Genomic DNA, 23,124 nt, shown 5'->3' with positions numbered 1-23,124 from the left:
GTTTATAACCTTTAGGGGTATTGCCAAAAGAAAAAGATTATAACTTATCCTGAGGAAGGCTACCACCCCTTCCAGAAATCTGTAAAACTATGCCTGTGAACTTATTATCTGCCGCCGCCAAAATCAGTAGCTTTACCATGCTCTCCCGCATCACGGGATTGCTCCGAGAAACCCTCATCGCTAGAACTTACGGGGCTTCGGAGTGGACGGACGCCTTCAATGTGGCCTTCAGAATCCCCAATTTATTGAGGCGTTTATTTGCCGAAGGGGCGTTTTCTCAGGCATTTGTGCCAGTTTTAAGCGAAACCAGCACCAAAGAGGGTCAGGAAGGCACCTCATTGATGGTCAGCGCGATTGCCACCCTCTTATTTTGGGCATTGGTGGCAACTGTCCTTTTAGGCGTGCTTGGCGCCCCATGGATCATCTTCTTGGTTGCCTCAGGCTTGCGTGAGACTGGAGCCCATGAGGCCAGTTTGACTCTCACTCGCATCATGTTCCCCTACATTGGTCTCATTTCGATGGTGTCCTTGTCTGCTGGCATCTTAAATACTTATAAAAAATTTGCCGTTCCAGCGTTCACACCCGTTTTATTGAATTTATCCATGATCTTTTCATCATGGTTACTTTCTCCCTATTTTGAAACCCCTATTTACGCCTTGGGTGTTGGCGTGATCCTTGGCGGCATCACTCAATTAGCGATTCAGATACCTGCTCTTAAAAAAATTGGCATGTTGCCCAGCATTGGATTAAGCCTTGGCAGAATCAAAAGTGCTTGGGAGCACCCTGGAGCTAAAAAAGTATTGCGCCTGATGTTGCCTGCATTGTTTGGCGTCTCAGTGGCTCAACTCTCACTCATCATCAATACCAACATTGCCTCACATCTTGCGGTAGGAAGTGTTTCTTGGCTTTCATACGCTGATCGCTTGATGGAGTTTCCAACTGCCTTGTTAGGTGTTGCGATTGGTACAGTCTTATTGCCAAGTCTTTCAAAAGCAAATGCCCTTGAAGATAAAACACAAATGACTCAGTTAGTTGACTGGGGTTTGAAGCTAACCTTCATCTTGGCAGCGCCAGCGGCTTTGGCATTGTTCATGTTCGGTCAGCCATTGGCTGCAGTCTTGTATCACTATGGTCAGTTCACGGCCGTAGATGTGACGATGACTCAACATGCGTTGGCTGCCTACGGCGTTGGTTTGATTGGTTTGATCTTGATAAAAATATTGGCTCCAGCCTATTACTCAAGACAAGACATCAAAACACCTGTAAAAATTGCCATCACTGTTTTGGTCTTAACTCAATTAGCCAATATTGTTTTAGTACCATGGCTCAATCATGCAGGCTTGGCTCTTTCCATTGGTTTGGGTGCTTGCCTTAATGCCCACTTATTGTGGCGCGGTCTTCATAAGCAAGGTTTGCTAGCAAAAAATGCCGGGTGGCTTAAGTTTTTATTCAAGCTATGCATTGGCTTGGTGGCGATTGGTATTATTTTTTACTACGGTGCCCATCAGCACGACTGGTTAGAATTAAAAAATACGCCATTCATCAGAATTGTTTGGCTAGGTTTATGGTTGGCACTGGCCGGTGGTGTTTATTTAGGCACTCTATGGTTAACAGGTTTCAGGGTTAAAGATTTTTTATACAAAGCAAAATAAAACAGATTTTTTGAACTATGCCAACACAACAACTTGATTACTTTGCTTCATTGGTTTCAGAGGATGATCATTTCCCTTTGACAGAAGCAGCGATTGCAATTGCACAACACGCATACCCAGATTTGGTGGTTCAGCATGTGTTTGATGAGTTAGATTTATTGGGCGACAAACTCAAGCAACGCGTCACTCATGAAATGGCTGGGATTCAAAAGTTACAAATCTTAAAAAACTTCTTTTACAAAGAACTGGGATTTGGGCCAAATCGCAACGACTACTACGACCCAAATAATTCTTATTTACACAGTGTTCTAGAAACAAGACGAGGCATTCCAATTTCTTTGGCTTTGGTCTTCATGGAGCTTGGGCAACAAATTGGTCTGAACATCAAAGGCGTTTCTTTCCCAAACCATTTCATGGTTCGCTTATCTCTACCTCAAGGCGAAGTGATCCTTGATCCTTTGACTGGAACCTCTTTATCAAAAGAAGAGTTGCAACAAATGTTGGATCCATACTTGGACGCCCAAGGATATCGTGGCGAATATCAACTGCCTTTGAGTGCCTTTTTAAGATCCTCAAGCTCCAGAGAAATCTTGTCTCGCTTTTTGCGCAATCTAAAAGCCATTTACACACAACAAGAACGCTGGGAAAGATTATTAGGTGTTCAGCAGCGCTTAGTTATTTTGCTTCCAGATGCACTAGAAGAAATCAGAGACCGCGGGATTGCATTGGCACAACTTGATTACATCAGGCCCGCCATCGAAGACATGCAAACGTATCTGGATGGCACAGCGGAAGCCAGTGACCTAGATGAAATTCGAGCACAGATCATTGAGCTCGAAGAACAACATCGTCACCATTAAACGAATCTGATTGCTTTATGAGAAAAGTCATAGCCGCGCTGCCGGACACGCTGATCAGTCAAATTGCAGCAGGCGAAGTGGTCGAAAGACCAGCCTCAGTGGTCAAAGAAGTTCTTGAGAACGCCATTGATGCTGGTGCTCAAGCCATCACAATTCGATTAGAGGAAGGTGGCTGCCAAAGAATCTCCATTCAAGATGATGGCTTAGGCATTGCTCACACAGAACTCCATCTTGCGATTCAACGTCACGCCACCAGCAAAATCACTTCCCTTGCAGATCTTGAATCAGTCGCATCATTGGGCTTCAGAGGTGAAGCGCTCGCATCGATTGCATCGGTATCAAGATTCAGTATCACCACACGAACCAGTGAAGATGAACATGCTTGGCAAATTCAGGTCAATGGCGGTCAAACCATGGGTGATGTATCACCTTCATCTGGCCCCATCGGCACAACCATTGATGTTCAAGATTTGTACTTCAACACGCCAGCAAGAAGAAAGTTTTTAAAAAGCAGTGCCACTGAATTAGGTCACTGTTTGGAACTGATTCGCAGAATCGCTCTATCTCGCCCAGATATTGGCTTTGCTATTTGGCACAACGGCAAGGTGATTGAGCGCTGGGCATCATGCAACATCGAACAACGCGTGGACGCAATCCTTGGCCAAGAATTTCAAAGTTCCAAGATTGCGCTTGAGCATATCTCAGGTCCTTTAACGGTCAGAGGCTTTATCAGCAAGCCAACCGCTAGCCGCGCAAGAGCAGATCAACAGTACAGCTTCGTGAATGGTCGTTTTGTCAGAGATAAAGTGATTCAGCATGCCATTCGCAGTGCCTATCAAGATGTTTTGCATGGTGATCGCCAACCAATGGTGGTTCTCTCATTAGAGATTGATCCTCAATTGGTCGACGTGAACGTTCATCCAGCCAAAACAGAAGTCAGATTCAGAGAAGGCGGCGCTGTTCATCAGTTCATCTACAAAGCGATCCAACATGCTCTTGGCACTGCTGCTGGTCAATCAATAGATTCATCAGGTCAGCACACCCCAAGTTATAGCTTTGCTCAAGTATCAGGCGCTGGCTCTACAAGTTATGTGAATTCTAGAAGCTCTACAAATGCCTTCAGCAATCAGAACTTGCCTCTCAGTCAAAGCAGTAAAAGTGAGATTGATAACTTTTTTATTCAACTGAATAATCGCCCCGCAGAACACCTAGCCCCAACAGAAAACAATGATTTGCCATTGGGTCATGCATTGGCTCAAATCCATGGCATTTACATCTTGGCTCAAAATAAATTTGGCTTGGTCTTGGTTGATATGCATGCGGCTCACGAGAGAGTCTTGTACGAGAAACTCAAAGAAGATTTGGCATCAGGCATCAAAGTTCAACAACTCTTGGTCCCCGTTGTGATGCACGCCTCAGAATTAGAAGTGGGTAAGGCAGAAGAGCATCGTGCCACCCTGAATCAATTGGGCTTTGATGTGGCAACTCTCTCGCCGACACAGTTGGCGATCAGAACCATTCCTACCCTGTTACAAAAAGCAGAGCCAATCAGCTTGGTCAGAAACCTTTTAAATGATTTGGATTCAACAGGGTCTCAAGCAGTGGTCGATGCCGCTCAACATGAACGCCTGGCAACGCAAGCTTGTCATGCCGCGGTCAGAGCACACCGCACTCTGACCCTGACCGAAATGGACGCACTGCTGCGCCAGATGGAGCAAACCGAAAGAGCTGATCAGTGCAATCATGGACGCCCCACTTGGATTCAGTTGAGCATTCAAGATTTGGATAAATTGTTTCTGCGTGGTCGCTGATCATGACACCTGATCAAGCAGTCATCGCCATCGTTGGCCCAACTGCCAGCGGCAAAAGTGCGATTGCCATGCAAATTGCTAGAACAGCAAAGTCGCTTGGTAAAACTGTTGAAATCATCAGCATGGATTCAGCGCTTGTTTACCGAGGCATGGACATTGGCACTGCCAAACCAAGCAAAGCTGAAATGCAAGAAGTACGCCATCATGGCATCGACATTGCTGAGCCAGAAGATCCATACTCAGCAGCAAAATTTGCGCATGATGCCAAGCAGTGGCTCAGAGAGATACGTGAAAGAAACAACATCCCATTGATTGTGGGTGGCACGATGCTCTACTGGCGCGCACTCGCCCATGGTTTATCCAATATGCCTCCAGCTTCCCCTGAAATCCGAGCAGACATTGAGTCACGCGCAGCCAAACTTGGTTGGCCAGCGATTCATGATGAGCTAAGACAGGTTGACCCAGAAACTGCTGCACGACTCGAGAAGAATGATACGCAGCGCGTGCAGCGAGCCCTTGAGATTTATTTACAAAGTGGCAAGCCGATGTCTGAGTGGCTTCAAGAACAACCGAAAGACAGTGGCAGAGGCGACGGTGGTGGCAGCGACGATCGCAACACCCCCATCAATCTTCGTTTAATTTCAATTGAACCAAGTGATCGTTCAGTACTGCATGACCGCATTGCAAAGCGTTTTGACATCATGATGGCTGAAGGTTTTTTAGATGAGATGAAAGCTCTTCATCAAAATCCCCGCTTACATCTCGACTTACCATCCATGAGAGCTGTGGGATATCGTCAAGCTTGGGATTATTTGGATGGGAATATCACTGTTCAAGAATTTCAAGATCAAGCGATTGCTGCCACAAGACAATTGGCCAAACGTCAATTGACATGGCTCAGAGGCATTCAAAAGAAGGAAGTGGTTGACTCTTTAGGCAGCAGCCAGATGAAGCAATGTGAGCAAGATGTTCTTGCTCACTATCAAATTATTTAATCTAAATCTTGAATTAAATAACGATGGTTTGATGTGCGCCTGCAGGTCTTTCAACGATCTCACCTAATTCATAGACCGTCTCACCCGTTGATTCAAGTTGCGCTTTAGCAGCTTTTGCATCTGAGGCATTCAAAATCACCACCATGCCAACACCGCAGTTGAATACGCGGTGCATCTCAGCATCTTCAACGCCGCCATTCTTTTGCAACCATTGGAATAGTTGCGGCAACTGCCATGCATCACGATGCAAAACAGCTTGAGTGTTTTCAGGTAATACACGGGGCACGTTTTCAACCAAACCGCCACCAGTGATATGAGCCATGCCCTTCACTTTGATTTTCGCAATCAAAGCCAACATTGATTTAACGTAAATACGGGTTGGCGCCATCACAACATCCGTCATGCTTTGACCATGGAAATCATCGCTGGCTTTAGCGCCTGCACGATCAATGATTTTTCTGATCAAAGAATATCCATTGGAGTGAGCACCGCTCGATGCCAAACCTAAAATGACATCGCCTGCATGAATACTTCTGCCATCAATCATGGCTGACTTCTCAACCGCGCCAACAGCAAAGCCAGCCAAGTCATATTCACCTTCAGGGTACATGCCAGGCATTTCCGCTGTCTCGCCACCGATCAATGCGCAACCAGCTAGTTCGCAACCTTGAGCAATACCACCCACCACTGTTGCAGCAGTATCAACAGATAACTTGCCGCAAGCAAAATAATCCAAGAAAAATAGTGGCTCGGCGCCCTGCACCAAAATGTCGTTGACACTCATGGCCACCAAGTCTTGACCAACCGTGTCGTGACGATTCCAGTCAAAAGCGAGCTTTAACTTTGTGCCAACGCCGTCGGTACCAGAAACCAAGACCGGCTCTTTGTAGCGCTTAGGCACCTCAAAAAGGGCTCCAAAGCCACCAATGCCTGCCAAAACGCCTTCGCGCATGGTTTTCTTTGCCATCGGCTTGATACGCTCAACCAGCGCATCACCAGCCTCCATATCAACACCGGCGTCGCGGTAAGAAAGACCTTGAGATTTAGAAGAATTTTGATCAGACATGGCTATAAATGTATTTGAATCAGTAGAATCTTAGAATTCTAGTGGATACGCTAAACCTATGGCTTCTTTATTAACAACTTTCTTGGCCGCATTTATCCTGGCTTATGTCTTAAGGCCTTTATACAAGAGCCTTGTAGGCTGGGGAGCGCATAAAACTGTCTCAGCATTTTTGACCGTTTTAATCGGGTTTTTGGGTGTTTTTGGCTTGATGGTACTTTTTTTGAGTGTTTTACAAAAAGAATTGCCTGCTTTGAGACAGCAATTACCCACTTGGCTTGAACAAATTCAAAGTCTCACCCAACCTTGGCTGGACAGTCTGGCACTTGGCATTGATTTAGAAAAAATCCAAGAGATGATTCAAACCAAAGTCAGTGCCCACCTATCAAACAATGCTGATACATTGATCAGCCATGGTTTATCAACAATTTTAAATTCTGGACAAACCATCATCGGCAGCATCGTTGGTCTTGTCTTGATTATTTTTGTGGTTTTTTATTTGATCATTCAGTGGGAAGATTTTTTCAAAAAAATGAGTCCCATGATTCCTCCAAGATGGCTTGGTCAAACCAAACAAATCTTGCTAGAGATTGATGAACTTTTATCTCAATACCTGAGAGGCCAACTCTTGGTGATTGCAGTGCTGTCCATCTACTACTCAATGGGCCTATATTTTTTAGGCGTGACCGGTGCGATTGCGCTAGGGCTGTTCACAGGGCTGGCGATTTTCATTCCTTACATTGGTTATGGTGTCGCTTTGATCTTGGCCCTTCTATCGGCTCTATTGCAAGCAGAGGCCGGGGTCAGCATTCTGGCCGTGTTGGCGCTTTACATTGTTGGTCAAACAATTGAGAGTTTCTTCCTAACGCCTAAATTGGTGGGAGAGAAAATTGGCCTACATCCAGTATTGGTGGTTTTTGCTTTGATTCTTTTTGGTAGCTGGTTCGGCTTCTTCGGAATACTCTTGGCCCTTCCAATGAGTGCGATTTTGTTGGTATTGGGACGACACTTGATGGTCTTCTATAAAAATTCTTCTTGGTACAAAGGTTAGTCTTAGTGTCTCAATCGCCATCACTGCCTCGCCAAATAGCACTGGACCTTGGTCACACACCCAAGCCAACGCTCGATAACTTCATCGCCACTGGCAATGAAAATTTAATCGCTGTTTTAAAAGATATTCAAAGTAACTGGCAGCAAGACTCATCAGAACAAAAAGCATTAAGTACTGATTCAAAGATGATTCATTTGTGGGGTGCCAGTGGATCTGGTCGCACTCACCTTCTGTCAGCACTCCAACTCCAGGCGTCTGAATTGGGTATCAATGCCTACCTGCTCAATCATGACAGCAGCATGGATGAATGGCGCGCCTGCGCGGATGCTTTGATTGAAAATAATCAAGCACCTGGTTTACTGTGTGTTGACGACATTGATCATCTGAGTGAGTTTGCTCAAGGCGCCTTATTCAGACTTCATAACTTGATTCGTGAAGCAAGTCATCAACACTTGATCACCACCAGTCTTGCACCATCGTCAAATTTACAAATACGCGAGGATTTAAAAACTCGCTTGGTCTGGGGTTTGGTGTTTCAGATGCACGCTTTGTCCGATTCCGAAAAATTACAAGCACTTCAGCAAGCTGCTACTGAACGAGGTTTACAAATCTCCAATGAAGTGGCCCCTTGGCTCTTGAAGCACTTTCATCGTGACATGCCAAGCTTGATGTCTTTGTTAGAGGCTTTGGACAATTACTCGCTTGAAACCAAAAGAGCGATCACTCTTCCATTATTAAAAGAAATGCTTGCTCAAAAAAATTGAGCATAATGTTACCTAGATGACACAAATTGCCTTATTTGACTTAGACCACACCTTATTACCCATTGACAGTGATCATGAATGGGGAAGATTTTTAGCCAAAATTGGGGTTGTTGACTCTGAGTATTACGCCTTACAAAACGAACGTTTTTACGCTGACTATAAAGCTGGTCGCTTAGACATCTATGCTTTCCTTGAGTTTGCCCTAAAACCTTTATCTGAACACTCAAGAGCCCAGTTAAATGAATGGCATCTTCAGTTCATGGAAGAAGTGATTCAACCTCAACTGAAACCAAGTGCTTTTGATTTGGTGAAGCGTCATCAAGATGCAGGCGACTTGTGTTGCGTTGTCACTGCCACCAATAGCTTTGTGACAAGGCCGATTGTTGCTGCATTTCAGATTGATCACTTGATTGCCACTGAACCGGAAGTGATGGGCGATCCATTGACCGGTAACTTCTCAGGCAAAGTATCAGGCCTTCCTAATTTCAAAGAAGGCAAAGTCACTCGCTTAGAAGCATGGCTCAAAGATCAACAACTGTATTTGAGCTCTGTGCAGAGCAGTTACTTTTATTCAGATTCGATCAATGATTTGCCTTTGCTTGAAAAAGTATCTCACCCAGTGGCAACCAATCCGGACGCTAGACTGCGTGAGCTTGCAATAAAAAATCAGTGGCCTATTTTGGAATTGTTTGCATGATTCGTCGATTCATCAATAAATTACTTAAAAAGCCAACGGGGCAAAAGAAGTTGATCCATGGTCATGCACTGACCGCTCAAAAGATCAGTAAGCAAACCCATCGAATCAATCCCGAGTTACTTTCAAAGAATGCTGTGAAAGTAACTCATGTTCTTCAAGACGCAGGTTATGACGCCTACATTGTGGGCGGTGCTGTGCGTGACTTGCTCCTTGGTATTGCACCCAAAGATTTTGATGTGGCAACCAATGCCACACCCGATCAAGTTCAAAAACTATTTCGTCGCTCAAGATTGATTGGTCGACGCTTTCAGATTGTGCACGTCACCTTCTACGGCAAAGAGCGCCCAGAGATCATCGAAGTTTCTACATTCAGAGCCCACGCTCAGGCAGATCAAGCGGATGTAGCGGCCAGCGGCAGAATTCTTCGTGACAACGTTTGGGGTGATCAGGCAGAAGATGCCACACGCAGAGATTTCTCCATTAATGCGATGTACTACGATCCACAAACTGAAGTTGTCTTGGATTATCACGATGGCATGAAAGATTTAAATGCCAAAATTATCAGAATGATTGGTGAACCAAGTCAGCGATACCGTGAAGATCCGGTTCGCATGCTAAGAGCCATTCGATTCGCCGCCAAAACTGGCTTTGTGATTGAAAAAGAAACCCTTGCCCCAATTGAAGAGCTGGGAGATTTGATTCAGGACGTGCCAAGCTCACGATTGTTTGATGAGATTCTGAAGCTACTCATGTCAGGCCATGCTTGGGCTTCGATTGAGGGTTTGGAAAAAGTTGGTTTGCATCACAAAATACTGCCACTGATTGATGTCATCTTGAGTGACGACGATAGAACTGCCTTTGTTAAGAAGTCTCTAGAAAATACTGACGAAAGAATCAAATCTGGCAAACCAGTTTCTGCCGGCTTCTTGTTTGCAACACTTCTTTGGCATGACGTACAAGAAGCCTGGGCAAATTTTGAAAGCTCTTCGATGCCAGCTGTTCCAGCATTGCATGCTGCGATTGACCAGGTCTTTGAACGTCAAAAAGAATTTTTAGGCATGCAAAGACGCCATGAAGCAGATATGCGCGAAATCTGGACCATGCAACCTCGTCTAGAAAAGCGCGTCAGTCGCTACCCTTACCGCTTGGTTGAAAGTCCAAAATTCAAAGCTGCATACGATTTCCTTCTATTGCGCTGCCAAACTCAAGAAATTGACGCTGAAATTGGCCAATGGTGGACTGATTTCTGGCAAGGGGATGAGATATCTCGAGCAGATTTGATGCTGCAGGTCAAAAATACCCCGGGGGCGGCTGGAAGCTCATCCACCCCCAAGAAAAGGCGTCGCAGAACGCGCTCGAAAGCTGTAAAACCAGCAGTCGAGCAAACTAATTAAAAAAACGATAAAGTACAGCTATATTGAAAAGGGAGTTCCAATGGCATTGGCCTTCATTGGTCTTGGTGGCAACATTGGTGATACGAAGCAACTCATCAAAGACGCCATAGTTTGTTTAGCTCAACATCCTGAGCTGAGGATACTCACGCGCAGTTGTATGTATGAGAGCGCTCCCGTTGGCGCCGAAGGTCCCGATTTCATCAACGCGGTCATTTCTCTTGAAACTCAATTACCGCCCGAAGATCTATTAACAATTTGCCAAAACATTGAAAACACTTTTGGTAGAGAGCGTCCTTACATCAATGCGCCTCGCACACTTGATTTAGATGTTTTGGCTTACGATGATTTATCGATCCAAAACGAAAGATTAACGATTCCTCACCCACGGATGATTGAACGATCATTCGTTCTTTTCCCACTTCTAGAAATCGCTCCGGATATTGACTTGCCAGGATTTGGTAAATTAACGAAATACATACCAAATGTTGAGCACCAAAGAATTAACAGGGTGCAGGGGTGCAATTGCCCTAGTCAGCATATTTAAAGGGCAAGATACACATGAGTTATTTACAAGAATCAGCCACCACGCGTGGGCTTGTGACCATTTCTAAACTTCAAGAGATGCGTCAATCAGGCGAAAAAATTGCGGTTTTGACTGCTTATGATGCAAGCTTTGCAGCCCTCATGGATCAAGCTGGTGTTGACGTGATTTTGATTGGTGACTCCTTGGGCAATATTGTTCAAGGTGAAACCAGCACACTGCCCGTAACGATTGAGCACATGGTTTATCACACCAGTTGTGTTGCTAAAGGACAAGCATCTGCTTTCCTAATTGCCGATATGCCGTTTGGATCTTATTCAACACCTGAGCAAGCCATGCAAAGTGCAGCTCAGTTGATGAGAGCTGGCGCTCACATGGTGAAGCTAGAAGGTGGAGCTTGGCTTGCACAAACTGTGAAGTTTTTAGTTGAAAGAAGCGTGCCTGTTTGCGCTCACTTAGGCTTACTGCCTCAGTCAGTTCATACCTTGGGCGGCTTTAAAGTTCAAGGCAAATCAACAGAGTCAGCGCAAACTTTGATCAATGATGCCAAAGCTTTGCAAGAAGCAGGTGCTCAACTGTTAGTTTTAGAAGCCATTCCATCAGAGCTTGGCAAAAAAGTGACTGACGCAATTCAAATACCAACAATTGGTATTGGTGCAGGGCCTGATTGTTCTGGTCAAGTATTGGTGATGCACGACATGTTAGGTGCATTCCCAGGCAGAAGTCCTAAATTTGTTAAAAACTTCTTGAATGGACAAAGCTCTATCGAGGCCGCATTTAAATGCTACGTCCAAGAAGTCAAAACCGGGAAATTTCCCGGTCCTGAGCACTGCTTTAAATCAGCCTAAACATTTTGTTCGGGCTTTAAGTCATTAAAGCACTTAATTAAAGAAGTCTTTCACGCGATCGACCCAACCCTTTTGTTGAGGGTTGTGTTTAGCACCGCCTGATTTCAGACTTTCATCTAATTGCTTCAAGATATCTTTTTGCTCTTGATTGAGTTTCACTGGTGTTTCTACTTGAACATGGATGTACAAGTCACCAGGCAAAGATGTTCTCAAGCTCTTAATACCTTTTGATCTCAATCTGAATGTCTTGCCACTCTGAGTTCCTTCTGGAACATCAAAGCTGGCTTTACCAGAAAGTGTTGGCACCTGAATTTCACCACCCAAAGCTGCATCAATGAATGAAATTGGCATTTGGCAATGCAAGTCATCACCATCACGCTCAAATACTGAATGCTCTTTGATATGAACTTCAACGTATAAATCGCCGCTTGGGCCACCATTCACGCCTGGCTCACCGTTACCAGCCGAACGAATTCTCATGCCGTCATCAATACCCGCAGGGATTTTGACTTCGAGTGTTTTTTGAGATTTTGTTTTGCCAGCACCATGACATTTTTTACATGGTTTAGGAATATGTTTACCTGATCCATTGCATCGTGGGCAAGTCTGCTGCATAGAAAAGAAGCCTTGAGAAACTCTGACTTGGCCAGCGCCATGACAAGTTCCACATGTTTCAACTTTTGTACCGGGTTCAGCACCCTCACCGCCGCAATGCTCGCAGTTAGACCAACTTGGGACTCTGATCTGTGTCTCGTGACCATGAGCAGCCTCTTCAAGCGTGATCTCCATGCTGTAGCGAAGATCGGCGCCACGATAGACCTGAGGTCCACCACGGCCACCGCGAGCGCCAGCAGCGCCACCACCGAAGATATCTCCGAAGATGTCGCCAAAGGCATCAGAGAAGCCGCCGAAACCTTGACCACCGCCCATGCCGCCCATATTTGGATCGACGCCAGCATGACCATATTGATCATAGGCAGCACGCTTCTGAGGATCAGATAGCATCTCATAAGCCTCTTTGGCTTCCTTGAATTTATCCTCAGCTTCTTTGCTATCAGGATTACGGTCTGGGTGGTACTTCATTGCCAACTTACGATAAGATTTTTTGATCTCATCATCCGTGGCATTCCGAGCTACCCCCAGAATGTCATAAAAATCGCGCTTGTTAGCCAAAACTATTCCTTACTTCTTGTCGTTTACTTCCTTGAATTCTGCATCAACGACATTGTCGTCCTTAGGTTTAGCATTATCACCGCCAGCTTGGGCTGCTTGGTTTTTTTCAGCCATCGCAGCATAAACTTTTTCACCTAACTTCTGACTAACCTTGCCCAACTCTTCAGTTTTGGCAGTAATGGCATCTTTATCAGTGCCCTTACCTGCTTCTTCCAAGTCTTTCATGGCTGCTTCAATTTTTTCTTTCTCACCAGCCTCTAAAGAAGCACCGTGCTCTTCAAGGGCTTTCTTGGTTGAATGAACCAAAGCTTCAGCTGTATTTTTGGCATCCACCATTTCACGCAACTTCTTGTCTTCTTCTGCGTTTTCTTCCGCATCTTTGACCATGCGCTGAATTTCATCTTCAGATAAACCAGAGTTGGCTTTGATGGTAATTTTGTTTTCTTTACCAGTTGCTTTGTCTTTGGCGCCCACGTGCAAAATACCGTTAGCGTCAATGTCAAAAGATACTTCAATCTGAGGTGTGCCACGTGATGCTGGAGCGATACCTTCAAGATTGAATTCACCCAATACTTTATTGGCTGAAGCCATCTCACGCTCACCCTGGAACACCTTGATGGTCACTGCAGGCTGATTATCTTCGGCTGTTGAAAACACTTGAGCATGCTTGGTTGGGATTGTGGTGTTTTTTGTGATCATCTTCGTCATCACGCCACCCAATGTTTCGATACCCAATGACAAAGGTGTCACGTCCAACAACAACACGTCAGTACGATCGCCTGATAAAACCGCTCCCTGAATCGCAGCACCTACAGCAACCGCTTCATCTGGGTTCACATCTTTACGTGGCTCTTGACCGAAAAATTCTTTTACCTTCTCTTGAACCTTAGGCATGCGAGTCATACCGCCCACCAAGATCACATCATGAATATCGCCCACAGAAACGCCAGCATCTTTGATGGCTGTGCGGCAAGGATCAATTGTGCGAGAAATCAAATCATCAACCAATGACTCTAATTTTGCGCGAGTCATTTTGATGTTCAAATGCTTAGGGCCTGATGCATCAGCAGTGATGTATGGCAAGTTAATGTCTGATTGAGCGCTTGATGACAATTCAATTTTTGCCTTCTCAGCAGCTTCTTTCAAACGCTGCAAAGCCAACACGTCTTTTGAAAGATCCACGCCTTGTTCTTTTTTGAACTCATCAATGATGTAATCAATGATGCGCTGGTCAAAGTCTTCACCACCCAAGAATGTGTCACCGTTGGTAGATAACACTTCAAATTGCTTTTCGCCATCAACATCAGCAATCTCAATGATTGATACGTCAAACGTACCACCACCCAAGTCATAAACCGCAATCTTGCGATCGCCTTTTTCTTGCTTGTCCAAACCAAAAGCAAGCGCTGCTGCAGTTGGTTCGTTGATGATGCGCTTAACATCTAAGCCAGCAATACGGCCAGCATCTTTGGTTGCTTGACGTTGGCTGTCGTTGAAATACGCAGGCACAGTGATCACGGCTTCAGTGACTTCTTCACCCAAGTAATCTTCAGCAGTCTTCTTCATTTTGCGAAGAACTTCAGCGGAGATTTGTGGAGGGGCCATTTTTTTACCGCGTACCTCAACCCATGCATCGCCGTTATCAGCTTTTGCAATCGTATAAGGCATCAAGCTGATGTCTTTTTGAACTTCTTTTTCTTCAAACTTGCGGCCAATCAGACGCTTCACCGCATAAAGGGTGTTGCGAGGATTGGTCACAGATTGACGTTTAGCAGGAGCACCCACCAAGATTTCGCCATCTTCCATATAAGCAATGATGGAAGGGGTTGTGCGCGCACCTTCTGCGTTCTCAATCACTTTAGGGCTATTGCCTTCCAAAATTGAAACGCACGAATTGGTTGTTCCTAAGTCAATACCGATGATCTTTGCCATGCTTAACTCCTAAAAATTGTTTATGTATGTAATTTGGGGATGAATGATGTGATTTCAAGGCCTGGTTTGTTTGGCCTTACTTGGGCTGACTAACAGTCACCAAAGCAGGTCTTAAAACGCGGTCTGCGATCAAATAGCCTTTTTGCAAGACAGTCACAACAGTATTGGCCTCTTGTTCATGAGGAACCATTGCAATGGCTTGGTGGCGATGAGGATCAAATTTTTCGCCCACGGGGTTGATTTCTAAAACTCTGCCTTTTTCTAAAGCTGATACCAATTGCTTTAACGTTAACTCAATGCCCTCCTTCATCTTGGCGGAGTCGGCACCACTGTCTGTTAAGGCAGCGTTCAAGCTATCTAAAACGGGTAATAAATTCTCAGCGAATCCTTCAATGGCAAATTTATGGGCTTTAGCCACATCTTCCATTGAGCGTCTGCGGGCATTTTCTACTTCAGCCTTGGCACGTAAGAACTGGTCCTGAAACTCTTTGATTTGAGCTTCCAAAGCCAAAATGGTTTCTTCGGGGGTCAAAGGGGCTTTAGCTGCATCAGCAGCACCAGATGCGTCTGATTCTTTGGCAGCCTGATTCAACTCATTGATTTCATGAGTATTTTCTTGTGAAGACGAAGGTATTTCTTGGTTTTTATCTTGGCTCATAGGTCATTTATTCGTGTAATAAATGACCATATAGGGCCTAAAAATCAAATTTCAAGGCCCTATCTTCATTTTCTCTTTACTTTATTTTTGCTTGATCTTGGCTTGAACTTGGCTTTAACTTTATTTTTTATCAGCCAATGCCGCCGCTCTTTGCATGCTCAAAGCCAAGGCTTGCTGTGACTCTGGCAGTTGTGGCCAACCACCTAAATGATCATCCGCTATTTCTGCCAATCCAGAAATCCAAACTGGGCTGTTATTCAAGCAAGCAATGTAGTGATACTCACCACCACCCGCGGTCAAAAATTCATCACGAACTTCCATGGCGATCTCTTCCAATGTTTCCAAACAATCAGCAGGGAATCCTGGGCAGAAAATATCCACGCGACGAGTTTTTTGATGGCCCAAGGATTCAACCGTTGGCGCTGTGTATGGTTTTAACCACTCAGCTTTACCGAAACGAGATTGGAATGTCACCATCGCCTGCTCGGCAGTTAAACCCAAAGCCTCGCGAAGTAAACGACCGGTCTTATGACATTCGCAGTGATAAGGATCACCCTTATCCAAAGTTCTCTTAGGGACACCATGGAAGGAAAACAATAATTTATCGCCAGCAGCAAAGTCAGGGCGACCATGAGCTTGCCAATACGATTCAACTTGCTCTTTGAGTGCGTTGATGTAGCTTGGATGATCGTGATAGTGTTTGATCAAACGAAGCTCTGGCTGATTGCGCCAGCCACTCACGATTCTAAAAACTTCATCAAAGGTAGAAGCGGTAGTCGTTGCTGAGTACTGTGGGTACAGAGGCAAGATCAATAATCGTTCCATGCCTTGCGCTTCAAGTTTCTTTAAAACAGATTCCATGCTTGGATTGCCATAACGCATGGCAATATCAACCAAGACATCTTTGCCTTGCGCGATGAACTTTTGCTCCAAAGCTTTGGCAGTATTTTTTGAGTGCACCAATAATGGCGCCCCACCATCGGGACCAGGCATCCAAACGCTGGCATATTTTTTTGCTGATGCACCTGAGCGAATTGGCAAAATAATCAGATTTAGAATGCACCACCAAATAATTTTAGGTATCTCAACCACACGTGGGTCAGATAAAAATTGTTTGAGATACGGCTTCACAGCTGCAGCAGTAGGAGCATCTGGCGTACCTAAGTTAATCAACAAAACTGCTGTGCGTTGCGCTTGGCGACTAATGGCCATAAAACTTCCTCACTTATTAAAAATGCCGCTACTCAAAGCGCTTGATAGTAATTTTGATGTGATATCAACAATTGGTATCACTCTCTCATATGCCATACGGGTCGGGCCGATCACTCCCAAGGTACCAACAATTCTGCCATCCACACTGTAGGGAGCAGTGATGACCGCCATATCTTCCATGGGCACCAACTCACTTTCACCACCAATGAATACTTGAACACCCTCTGCTCGAGAAGAAACATCCAATAGTTGAAGTAATTCAGTTTTCTCTTCAAACATACCAAACAATTGCTTTAACTTGACCATGTCAGAAGAAAGATCACCGACGTTCAACAAACGTCTTTCACCGGAGATGATCATGTTTGAATCAGGCTTGGCATTTTCTGCACCAACCTTCAAAGCAGCTTCCATCAAAGACGAGATGCCTGAGCGGATACCTTCTAACTCTTGGCGCAACTTTTCTTTGACTGCAAAAAAGCTCAACCCTGCAAACTGACTGTTCAAATAATTACTGGCTTCAATCAATTCAGATGGGCCGTAGTCTCGTTCAGTCAGAATAATTCTGTTTTGTACATCGCCCTCAGGTGTCACCAAAATCAAAAGCACGCGTTTCTCTGACAACCTCAAGAACTCTACTTGCTTAAAAACTTCTGAGCGCCTTGGGGTCATCACCACCCCAGCGAAATTTGATAAGTTTGATAAAACTTGGGCTGCTGCTGCCACCACTCTTTGTGGGGCATCTGCCTGAATAGCATCTTGTGCTTCATGAGCCATGATTTCTTCAACCGGCTTCACCGTGAGCATCGTGTCGACAAAGAGTCGATAACCCTTAGGCGTTGGAATGCGTCCAGCAGACGTGTGCGGACTGGCCACAAAACCCATATCCTCCAGATCAGCCATGACATTGCGGATCGTTGCGGCCGATAGATCCAAGCCCGAAAATTTAGACAAAGCGCGAGAGCCAACGGGCTGGCCATCGGCAATATAGTGCTCAATCAGGGTTTTTAGTAGGCTTTTTGAACGGTCATCCATCATTTAGCAATTGTAGGGCTATTGGGGCTATGGTTTAATCATCAACATGTCAAATCTTAAGACAAAAAGCGCTCAGAGACATTTTAAAAAAATCGCCTTGGTAGGCAAATACCAGGCGGATGGCTTTGCACACATGCTTTTGAACCTCTCAAACATCCTTAAAAACTTGGGGTGTGAGGTCTTTTTAGAGGCAGAAACAGCTCAAAACACAACGATTACTCAAATTCCAAGTGTTGCTGCCAAAGACTTTAAATCGAATATTGATTTGGTAATTGTTCTGGGTGGTGATGGCACCATGCTTGGCATCGCAAGACAAATTGCAGGTCAAGACGTTCCTTTGATTGGTATCAACATGGGAACTCTTGGTTACATGACTGACATCCCTCTTCAAGACGTTGAATTGGTTTTAACTGAAATGCTCAAAGGTCACTATGAGTCAGACAGTCGTTACCTGCTTGAAGCAGAGGTTTTCAGAAATGACCAGATCATTGGCACAGGATCAGCCTTGAATGATGTTGTTGTGAATCGTTCTGGCATCTCAGGCATGCTTGAGCTCACTGTTCGCGTGAATGGTCAGTTCATGTACAACCAACGATCTGATGGTTTGATTGTGGCAACTCCCACTGGCTCAACTGCCTATGCGATGTCTGCAGGCGGTCCAATCCTTCATCCCTCAGTGGCAGGGGTGGTGCTAGCGCCGATTGCACCGCATGCACTCTCCAATCGCCCGATTGTTTTACCGAGTGATTCATTGATTGAGATTGAATTAATTGGCGGCAAAGATGTCAGCGTTAACTTTGACATGCAATCACTGACCCAACTCCAAGTCGGTGATCAAATCAGAATCAAGCAATCCAAAAAAACAATCACACTGCTTCATCCAATTGATCACAGCGATTACAGAGCTCTTCGACAGAAGTTGCATTGGAACGAACACCCCTCTTCTTTCTAACCATGTTACGTAGCTTATATATTCGCGACTTTGTGATTGTCGATGAACTAGATATCGATTTGGAAAGTGGCTTCACCGTTCTAACTGGCGAGACTGGCGCAGGCAAATCTATTTTGTTGGACGCCCTTTCTCTAGCAATGGGGGAACGAGCAGATCCAAGCCAAATAAGAGAAGGGAAAAATCGTGCGGAGATATCTGCAATTTTTTCTTTGAATGACCCTCTTAAAAAAACCATTTCTGCATGGCTAGAGTCGCAAGAATTTTCTGCTGAAGACGATGGTGCAACCATCATTCTCAAAAGAGTGATTGACACCACAGGACGTAGCAAGGCCTTTATCAATGGGGGCACAGCCACATTGAGTCAACTCAAAGAGCTTTCAAGCTTTTTGGTTGATATCCATGGACAGCACGCACATCAATTACTTCTTAAATCTGGTGCCCAAAGAGATCTTTTGGATAACCAAGCCAACCTTGATGGATTGGTTGCAGAAGTTAAACAACTTTATCAAGCCTGGCAAACAGCCAAGAAACAATTAGAGCTTGCAAAGAATGCTGGTGAGAACTTACAAAAAGAGCAAGAGCGTTTGGCTTGGCAGCTTGAAGAATTAGATGCGTTGGCACCACAAGCTGGTGAATGGGCAGAGATTGAGCAAGACCATGCGCGCTTAGCGAATGCAGCCAAACTCATTGAGGGCTCACAAAACGCCATTCAAGCACTCCAAGATCAAGAGGGTAATGCGGAAGAACTTCTCTCGAAAGCATTCCATGAAATTGCTGATCTAGCGAAGCTTGATAGCAACTTAGAAGATGCAAAAATCGCCATTGAATCTGCGCAAATACAAATTGGCGAAGCAAGTCACAGTCTGAATCGCTATTTGCAAAAAATAGATGTAGATCCTGAGCGCTTAGCAACTGTTGAAGAACGCCTCAAGGCACTTCACAGCGCCGCTAAAAAATTCAAAGTGATGCCGAATGATCTTCCGGAAAAATGGGCAGAGATTCAGGAACAAGTCACTGCCATTAAAAACTCACAAGATTTGGGTGCTCTTGAACAAAATCTCAGCAAAACTTTGGCGGCTTATTTAAAGAGTGCCAAAAAGTTAAGTCAAGAAAGAATCGCGGCAGCAAAAACATTAGAAACTCTAGTAACAGCGGCGATGCAAGATTTAGCCATGGCTGGTGGTGTGTTTGCAATCCAAATTGAAGCTCTTGAAGAAGGCAATGCTCATGGTTTAGAGCAAGTTGAATTCTTGGTGGCTGGTCACCCAGGCGCAACACCTAAGCAGCTTGCAAAAGTTGCCTCTGGTGGTGAATTGGCTCGAATTAGTTTGGCCATCAGCGTGATCACTTCCGAAGCCAGTCAAATACCAACTTTGATTTTTGACGAAGTTGATTCTGGTATTGGTGGCGCAGTTGCTGAAACAGTTGGTAAGCGCCTAAAAGAATTGGGGCAAGCACATCAAGTCTTGTGTGTGACCCACTTACCTCAAGTAGCAGCTGAAGGCCATCAACATTGGAAAGTTGCCAAACTAAGCCAAGACAATGTGACCATCTCAAGCATGCAAATATTGAGCAGACAAGAACGCGTTGAAGAAATTGCAAGAATGCTTGGTGGCGCTGAAATCACAGACACCACCAGACGTCACGCCCGAGAATTACTGGGTAAGTAAAACTTTTTCCCAGAGTTTCTTAACGCAATCACGCGACTCAATCAAAGCGGCATCCATCTGATCCTGAGACACCCTGGTTTTATCAGCGCCATCTAATCTGATGCGATGCTGGTATTCACGATAAAGACGATAAGCATTCGCAGCCTTCAGCGCTTGATCACTTGGAATCAAACCTTCCTCACTGGCCAGAGATAACAAAGCGATATTTCCCAAGTTACCTAAAAGTATTGGATGGCCTTGACTGAAACGCAAGACCAAATACTGAACAATGAATTCAATATCAACCATACCACCGCTGTCATGTTTGATATCAAATAAGCCCGAGTCATTGGGATGACCCTCACTGACTTTTTGACGCATGTCTAGAATTTCTTGCTTGAGCAAAGCTTCATTTCTTTCTTGGGCCAATACTTCTGACCTGATTTTTTCAAACTTCTCACCAATGGCCACATCACCAGCGCAAAAACGTGCGCGAGTTAAAGCCTGATGTTCCCAAAGCCATGCAGAGTTATCACCCTCTCGCAATTGATAACGTCTGAATGAATCAATGCTAGTCACCAACAATCCTGCTGCGCCATTGGGTCTTAAACGAGTATCGATTTCAAAAAGAATGCCCGCTGAAGTTGATGCGGTGAGCCATGCAATCAAGCGTCTTGCATAGAATGCGTAGATCTCTCCTGCAGTCTGATCAGACTCTGGGGCATCGTACAAAAAGACAATGTCCAAATCGGATGCATACCCCAGCTCTTTGCCCCCCAGCTTGCCGTAGGCGATCACTGCGAAGGAAGGCGGGATTACTTCATTTAATTGGAACTTCTTGGCCACCATCGGCCAAACTCTCTCTAGAGTCAAACCAAGAATCAAATCAGCCAAAGCGGAGAGTCGATCACTCACCTTTTCAATCGGCAATGGTTGATCTCGTCCAATCCCTAACTCTGCTAACAAAGTCAGGAATGTTTCAGTGTGATGAACTTGCCTCAATATATCCATGGCTTGCTCAGCTTGGTCGCCATTATCCATAGCGTCGTCTAGCAAAATATTGATATCTGCCTTGAGCTTTGTCCAATAAACCGCAGGATGATCTTCTGGCGTGTATTGACCTTGACCAGTTAAAAGATCATCCAATAAATGTGGGTGCTGAGTCAAATAATCTGTGCCCCACTTAGAGGCTGAAATCAATGAGATCAGCCTACTTAAAATATGAGGGTACTCACTCAACAACGCAAGATACGATGCACGCCTAGAAATTGAATCTAGCAAATTCATCATTCTCACCATGACCTCATCAGATCTTGATAAGCCCCAGCCCTGCTGCTCTACGTGACCAGTTGCTGCAGACATCAATTGCGTGAACTTTCTTCTCGATGAGTCAGATAAAGAGCGCCAGCGCGCACTGCCCCACCACTCACTCCATTTCTCAGTCAAAGCAGAGTAGTCAGCAGGTGGCGACCATACAGCAAGATCAGCCCCCTCTGAATCAGTCTCTGCTTGATGCTTTTTCAATACGAACGCATCTGCAAATAATTTGGCGACATTGTCTCGATGTTGTGCCAATTGCTTTTTGAACTCATCCAAGGTGGCATGGCCCATCGCAATACCTAATCTTTGCTGAGAAGCATCATCACCAGGCAGGTGATGTGTTTGAGCATCTTCCCAGTATTGCAAGCGATGCTCTAATTTTCTAAGGTAAACATAGGCATTGGTGAGTTGATCAAGCTCCACCTGACCAATTAACTGGCGCTCAAAAACAGCTTTTAAAACTTCCAATGTCGGGCGAATCCTCAGGCCAGGATCTTGACCGCCTCGCACCAATTGAAACATTTGCGCCATGAATTCAATTTCACGAATTCCTCCGCGCCCCAACTTCACATCCGCCGCTCTTTCTGGATGCATCAGACTGCGCTTTTCAGCTTCTTGCTGAATTTGTCCATGCAGCTCTCTGATCGCCGCAATCACGCCAAAATCAAGGTAGCGTCTGTAAACAAATGGCCTGACCAAATCTTGCAAACCTTTTTGGCATCTTTCATAAGCAGGCATATCAGGCGAGGGATAAATCATGCGTCCCTTAATCCATGCATACCTTTCCCATTCACGACCCTGAACGCAGAAGTATTCCTCGAGCATCCCAAGGCTACAAACCAGAGGTCCAGAATCGCCATTGGGTCTTAGGCGCATATCCACTCTGAATATAAAACCCTCAGACCTTAATTCGCTCAACAAGGCAATCAGACGTTTGCCAACGCGCGTGTACCACTCTTGATGTGAAATACTTTTTGAGCCCCCTTGAGTTTCACCATCCTCTTCGTATAAAAAGACCAAATCAATATCCGATGAAACATTCAGCTCACGTCCGCCTAATTTACCCATACCAACAATCATCATGGGCGAGTAATCACCACGCTGATTCAGGGGCTCACCAACCATCGGCTTGATATCTTGTCGGATTGCCTCAATCGCTAAGGCAGTGACCTTTTCGGCAAAGCAACTCATGGCTTGAGTGACTTCTTGCACATCGGCTGCGCCATTAAAATCTCGAGCAGCTATCAGCAACATGAATTTTTGGCGTGCAAGGCGTAAATTAGCTGCCAAATCATCAATACTTTGGGCTTGATCCGCCTCAGCTGGAAGTGCAGATTTAAGTAAATCATCAATCACCGACTCGCTCACAGGGCTGGAGGCCATTTCACCAATTTCTGAAGACCATTCTGGGCGGGCAGTTAGCCAACGGACGGCATAGGCTGAATGGTCTAAAAGAGCGGAAAGTTTAGGGTGAATTGTTGTCATAGGTATCATGTTATCGCTATCAATACCTGCTCGGC

19 protein-coding genes are annotated in these 23,124 nt (G+C 45.1%); 12 read left to right on the top strand and 7 right to left on the bottom strand.

The features are described 5' to 3' along the window. The first annotated feature begins 95 nt into the window (after positions 1 to 95). From murJ to miaA, 4 genes are read left to right on the top strand one after another with little or no spacing between them, the layout of a single operon-like run. Positions 96 to 1,652, top strand: a complete 1,557-nt coding sequence (murJ, locus tag ICE88_RS05805) for a murein biosynthesis integral membrane protein MurJ (RefSeq protein ID WP_216251893.1) — start codon at positions 96 to 98, stop codon at positions 1,650 to 1,652. A 17-nt stretch (positions 1,653 to 1,669) separates the two neighbouring features. Continuing rightward, a complete protein-coding gene (locus ICE88_RS05800) occupies positions 1,670 to 2,512 on the top strand; it encodes a SirB1 family protein (RefSeq protein WP_216250456.1) in 843 nt (280 codons plus the stop codon). Between the two features lie 17 nt (positions 2,513 to 2,529). Further along, positions 2,530 to 4,323 (top strand): DNA mismatch repair endonuclease MutL, encoded by a 1,794-nt coding sequence (gene mutL, locus ICE88_RS05795; RefSeq protein ID WP_216250453.1) that lies wholly within the window; start codon positions 2,530 to 2,532, stop codon positions 4,321 to 4,323. A gap of 2 nt (positions 4,324 to 4,325) precedes the next feature. Further along, complete coding sequence (gene miaA / locus ICE88_RS05790; RefSeq protein WP_216250449.1) at positions 4,326 to 5,318, top strand: tRNA (adenosine(37)-N6)-dimethylallyltransferase MiaA; 993 nt, start codon at positions 4,326 to 4,328, stop codon at positions 5,316 to 5,318. A 13-nt stretch (positions 5,319 to 5,331) separates the two neighbouring features. On the opposite strand, the gene purM is transcribed toward miaA, so the two are convergent. Continuing rightward, on the bottom strand, positions 5,332 to 6,384 hold the full coding sequence (purM, locus tag ICE88_RS05785) for a phosphoribosylformylglycinamidine cyclo-ligase (RefSeq protein WP_216250447.1): 1,053 nt from the start codon (positions 6,382 to 6,384) through the stop codon (positions 5,332 to 5,334). 58 nt (positions 6,385 to 6,442) lie between these two features. Between purM and ICE88_RS05780 the strand changes: the two genes are divergently transcribed. Genes ICE88_RS05780 through panB form a run of 6 tightly spaced genes read left to right on the top strand, consistent with a single transcriptional unit; the run spans position 6,443 to position 11,676 of the window. Then, positions 6,443 to 7,432, top strand: a complete 990-nt coding sequence (locus tag ICE88_RS05780; RefSeq protein ID WP_216250444.1) for an AI-2E family transporter — start codon at positions 6,443 to 6,445, stop codon at positions 7,430 to 7,432. Positions 7,433 to 7,437: 5 nt separating this feature from the next. Beyond that, entirely contained in the window at positions 7,438 to 8,196 is a 759-nt protein-coding gene (hda, locus tag ICE88_RS05775) for a DnaA regulatory inactivator Hda (RefSeq protein ID WP_216250441.1), read from the top strand. Between the two features lie 16 nt (positions 8,197 to 8,212). Further along, on the top strand, positions 8,213 to 8,893 hold the full coding sequence (locus ICE88_RS05770) for an HAD family phosphatase (protein ID WP_216250433.1): 681 nt from the start codon (positions 8,213 to 8,215) through the stop codon (positions 8,891 to 8,893). Beyond that, the gene (gene pcnB / locus ICE88_RS05765; protein ID WP_216250431.1) at positions 8,890 to 10,287 is read left to right on the top strand and encodes a polynucleotide adenylyltransferase PcnB; all 1,398 of its coding nucleotides are present in this window, start codon (positions 8,890 to 8,892) and stop codon (positions 10,285 to 10,287) included. The genes ICE88_RS05770 and pcnB overlap by 4 nt, the downstream gene beginning before the upstream one ends. A 40-nt stretch (positions 10,288 to 10,327) precedes the next feature. Next, on the top strand, positions 10,328 to 10,831 hold the full coding sequence (gene folK, locus ICE88_RS05760) for a 2-amino-4-hydroxy-6-hydroxymethyldihydropteridine diphosphokinase (RefSeq protein WP_216250427.1): 504 nt from the start codon (positions 10,328 to 10,330) through the stop codon (positions 10,829 to 10,831). Positions 10,832 to 10,845: 14 nt separating this feature from the next. Beyond that, complete coding sequence (gene panB, locus ICE88_RS05755) at positions 10,846 to 11,676, top strand: 3-methyl-2-oxobutanoate hydroxymethyltransferase (RefSeq protein ID WP_216250425.1); 831 nt, start codon at positions 10,846 to 10,848, stop codon at positions 11,674 to 11,676. 33 nt (positions 11,677 to 11,709) lie between these two features. Here the strand turns inward: panB and dnaJ are convergent, their stop codons facing one another. From dnaJ to hrcA, 5 genes are all read right to left on the bottom strand, one after another. Beyond that, complete coding sequence (gene dnaJ, locus ICE88_RS05750) at positions 11,710 to 12,849, bottom strand: molecular chaperone DnaJ (RefSeq protein WP_216250422.1); 1,140 nt, start codon at positions 12,847 to 12,849, stop codon at positions 11,710 to 11,712. A 9-nt stretch (positions 12,850 to 12,858) separates the two neighbouring features. After that, the gene (gene dnaK / locus ICE88_RS05745; protein ID WP_216250419.1) at positions 12,859 to 14,781 is read right to left on the bottom strand and encodes a molecular chaperone DnaK; all 1,923 of its coding nucleotides are present in this window, start codon (positions 14,779 to 14,781) and stop codon (positions 12,859 to 12,861) included. Positions 14,782 to 14,857: 76 nt separating this feature from the next. Continuing rightward, positions 14,858 to 15,439 (bottom strand): nucleotide exchange factor GrpE, encoded by a 582-nt coding sequence (grpE, locus tag ICE88_RS05740; RefSeq protein ID WP_216250417.1) that lies wholly within the window; start codon positions 15,437 to 15,439, stop codon positions 14,858 to 14,860. A gap of 120 nt (positions 15,440 to 15,559) precedes the next feature. Continuing rightward, positions 15,560 to 16,651, bottom strand: coding sequence for a ferrochelatase (hemH, locus tag ICE88_RS05735; RefSeq protein WP_216250416.1), 1,092 nt, complete (start codon positions 16,649 to 16,651; stop codon positions 15,560 to 15,562). Between the two features lie 9 nt (positions 16,652 to 16,660). Then, positions 16,661 to 17,683: a heat-inducible transcriptional repressor HrcA gene (gene hrcA, locus ICE88_RS05730; RefSeq protein WP_215291920.1), complete on the bottom strand. Its 1,023-nt coding sequence runs from the start codon at positions 17,681 to 17,683 to the stop codon at positions 16,661 to 16,663. A 46-nt stretch (positions 17,684 to 17,729) separates the two neighbouring features. On the opposite strand from hrcA, the gene ICE88_RS05725 reads away from it, so the two are divergent. Both ICE88_RS05725 and recN read left to right on the top strand, forming a co-directional pair. After that, positions 17,730 to 18,635: an NAD kinase gene (locus ICE88_RS05725; RefSeq protein WP_216250414.1), complete on the top strand. Its 906-nt coding sequence runs from the start codon at positions 17,730 to 17,732 to the stop codon at positions 18,633 to 18,635. Positions 18,636 to 18,637: 2 nt separating this feature from the next. Beyond that, positions 18,638 to 20,305 (top strand): DNA repair protein RecN, encoded by a 1,668-nt coding sequence (gene recN, locus ICE88_RS05720; RefSeq protein ID WP_216250411.1) that lies wholly within the window; start codon positions 18,638 to 18,640, stop codon positions 20,303 to 20,305. Here the strand turns inward: recN and glnE are convergent. Next, positions 20,291 to 23,089: a bifunctional [glutamate--ammonia ligase]-adenylyl-L-tyrosine phosphorylase/[glutamate--ammonia-ligase] adenylyltransferase gene (glnE, locus tag ICE88_RS05715; RefSeq protein ID WP_216250406.1), complete on the bottom strand. Its 2,799-nt coding sequence runs from the start codon at positions 23,087 to 23,089 to the stop codon at positions 20,291 to 20,293. The two genes, recN and glnE, sit on opposite strands and share 15 nt — an antisense overlap. Positions 23,090 to 23,124 lie beyond the last annotated feature (35 nt).

It is taken from the genome of Polynucleobacter sp. AM-26B4 (genome assembly GCF_018882285.1).
In the GTDB taxonomy this organism is placed as follows: domain Bacteria; phylum Pseudomonadota; class Gammaproteobacteria; order Burkholderiales; family Burkholderiaceae; genus Polynucleobacter.
Note: the sequence above shows the minus strand (reverse complement) of the source record. Positions and strands in the feature narration are given on the sequence as shown.

What these genes read in the sequence shown, in the direction of transcription:
- ICE88_RS05800 (WP_216250456.1), top strand. Translation starts at nt 1,670, where the DNA reads ATGCCAACACAACAACTTGATTACTTTGCTTCATTGGTTTCAGAGGAT.
- mutL (WP_216250453.1), top strand. Translation starts at nt 2,530, where the DNA reads ATGAGAAAAGTCATAGCCGCGCTGCCGGACACGCTGATCAGTCAAATT.
- miaA (WP_216250449.1), top strand. Translation starts at nt 4,326, where the DNA reads ATGACACCTGATCAAGCAGTCATCGCCATCGTTGGCCCAACTGCCAGC.
- purM (WP_216250447.1), bottom strand. Translation starts at nt 6,384, where the DNA reads ATGTCTGATCAAAATTCTTCTAAATCTCAAGGTCTTTCTTACCGCGAC.
- ICE88_RS05780 (WP_216250444.1), top strand. Translation starts at nt 6,443, where the DNA reads ATGGCTTCTTTATTAACAACTTTCTTGGCCGCATTTATCCTGGCTTAT.
- ICE88_RS05770 (WP_216250433.1), top strand. Translation starts at nt 8,213, where the DNA reads ATGACACAAATTGCCTTATTTGACTTAGACCACACCTTATTACCCATT.
- pcnB (WP_216250431.1), top strand. Translation starts at nt 8,890, where the DNA reads ATGATTCGTCGATTCATCAATAAATTACTTAAAAAGCCAACGGGGCAA.
- folK (WP_216250427.1), top strand. Translation starts at nt 10,328, where the DNA reads ATGGCATTGGCCTTCATTGGTCTTGGTGGCAACATTGGTGATACGAAG.
- panB (WP_216250425.1), top strand. Translation starts at nt 10,846, where the DNA reads ATGAGTTATTTACAAGAATCAGCCACCACGCGTGGGCTTGTGACCATT.
- dnaK (WP_216250419.1), bottom strand. Translation starts at nt 14,781, where the DNA reads ATGGCAAAGATCATCGGTATTGACTTAGGAACAACCAATTCGTGCGTT.
- grpE (WP_216250417.1), bottom strand. Translation starts at nt 15,439, where the DNA reads ATGAGCCAAGATAAAAACCAAGAAATACCTTCGTCTTCACAAGAAAAT.
- hemH (WP_216250416.1), bottom strand. Translation starts at nt 16,651, where the DNA reads ATGGCCATTAGTCGCCAAGCGCAACGCACAGCAGTTTTGTTGATTAAC.
- hrcA (WP_215291920.1), bottom strand. Translation starts at nt 17,683, where the DNA reads ATGGATGACCGTTCAAAAAGCCTACTAAAAACCCTGATTGAGCACTAT.
- ICE88_RS05725 (WP_216250414.1), top strand. Translation starts at nt 17,730, where the DNA reads ATGTCAAATCTTAAGACAAAAAGCGCTCAGAGACATTTTAAAAAAATC.
- recN (WP_216250411.1), top strand. Translation starts at nt 18,638, where the DNA reads ATGTTACGTAGCTTATATATTCGCGACTTTGTGATTGTCGATGAACTA.
- glnE (WP_216250406.1), bottom strand. Translation starts at nt 23,089, where the DNA reads ATGACAACAATTCACCCTAAACTTTCCGCTCTTTTAGACCATTCAGCC.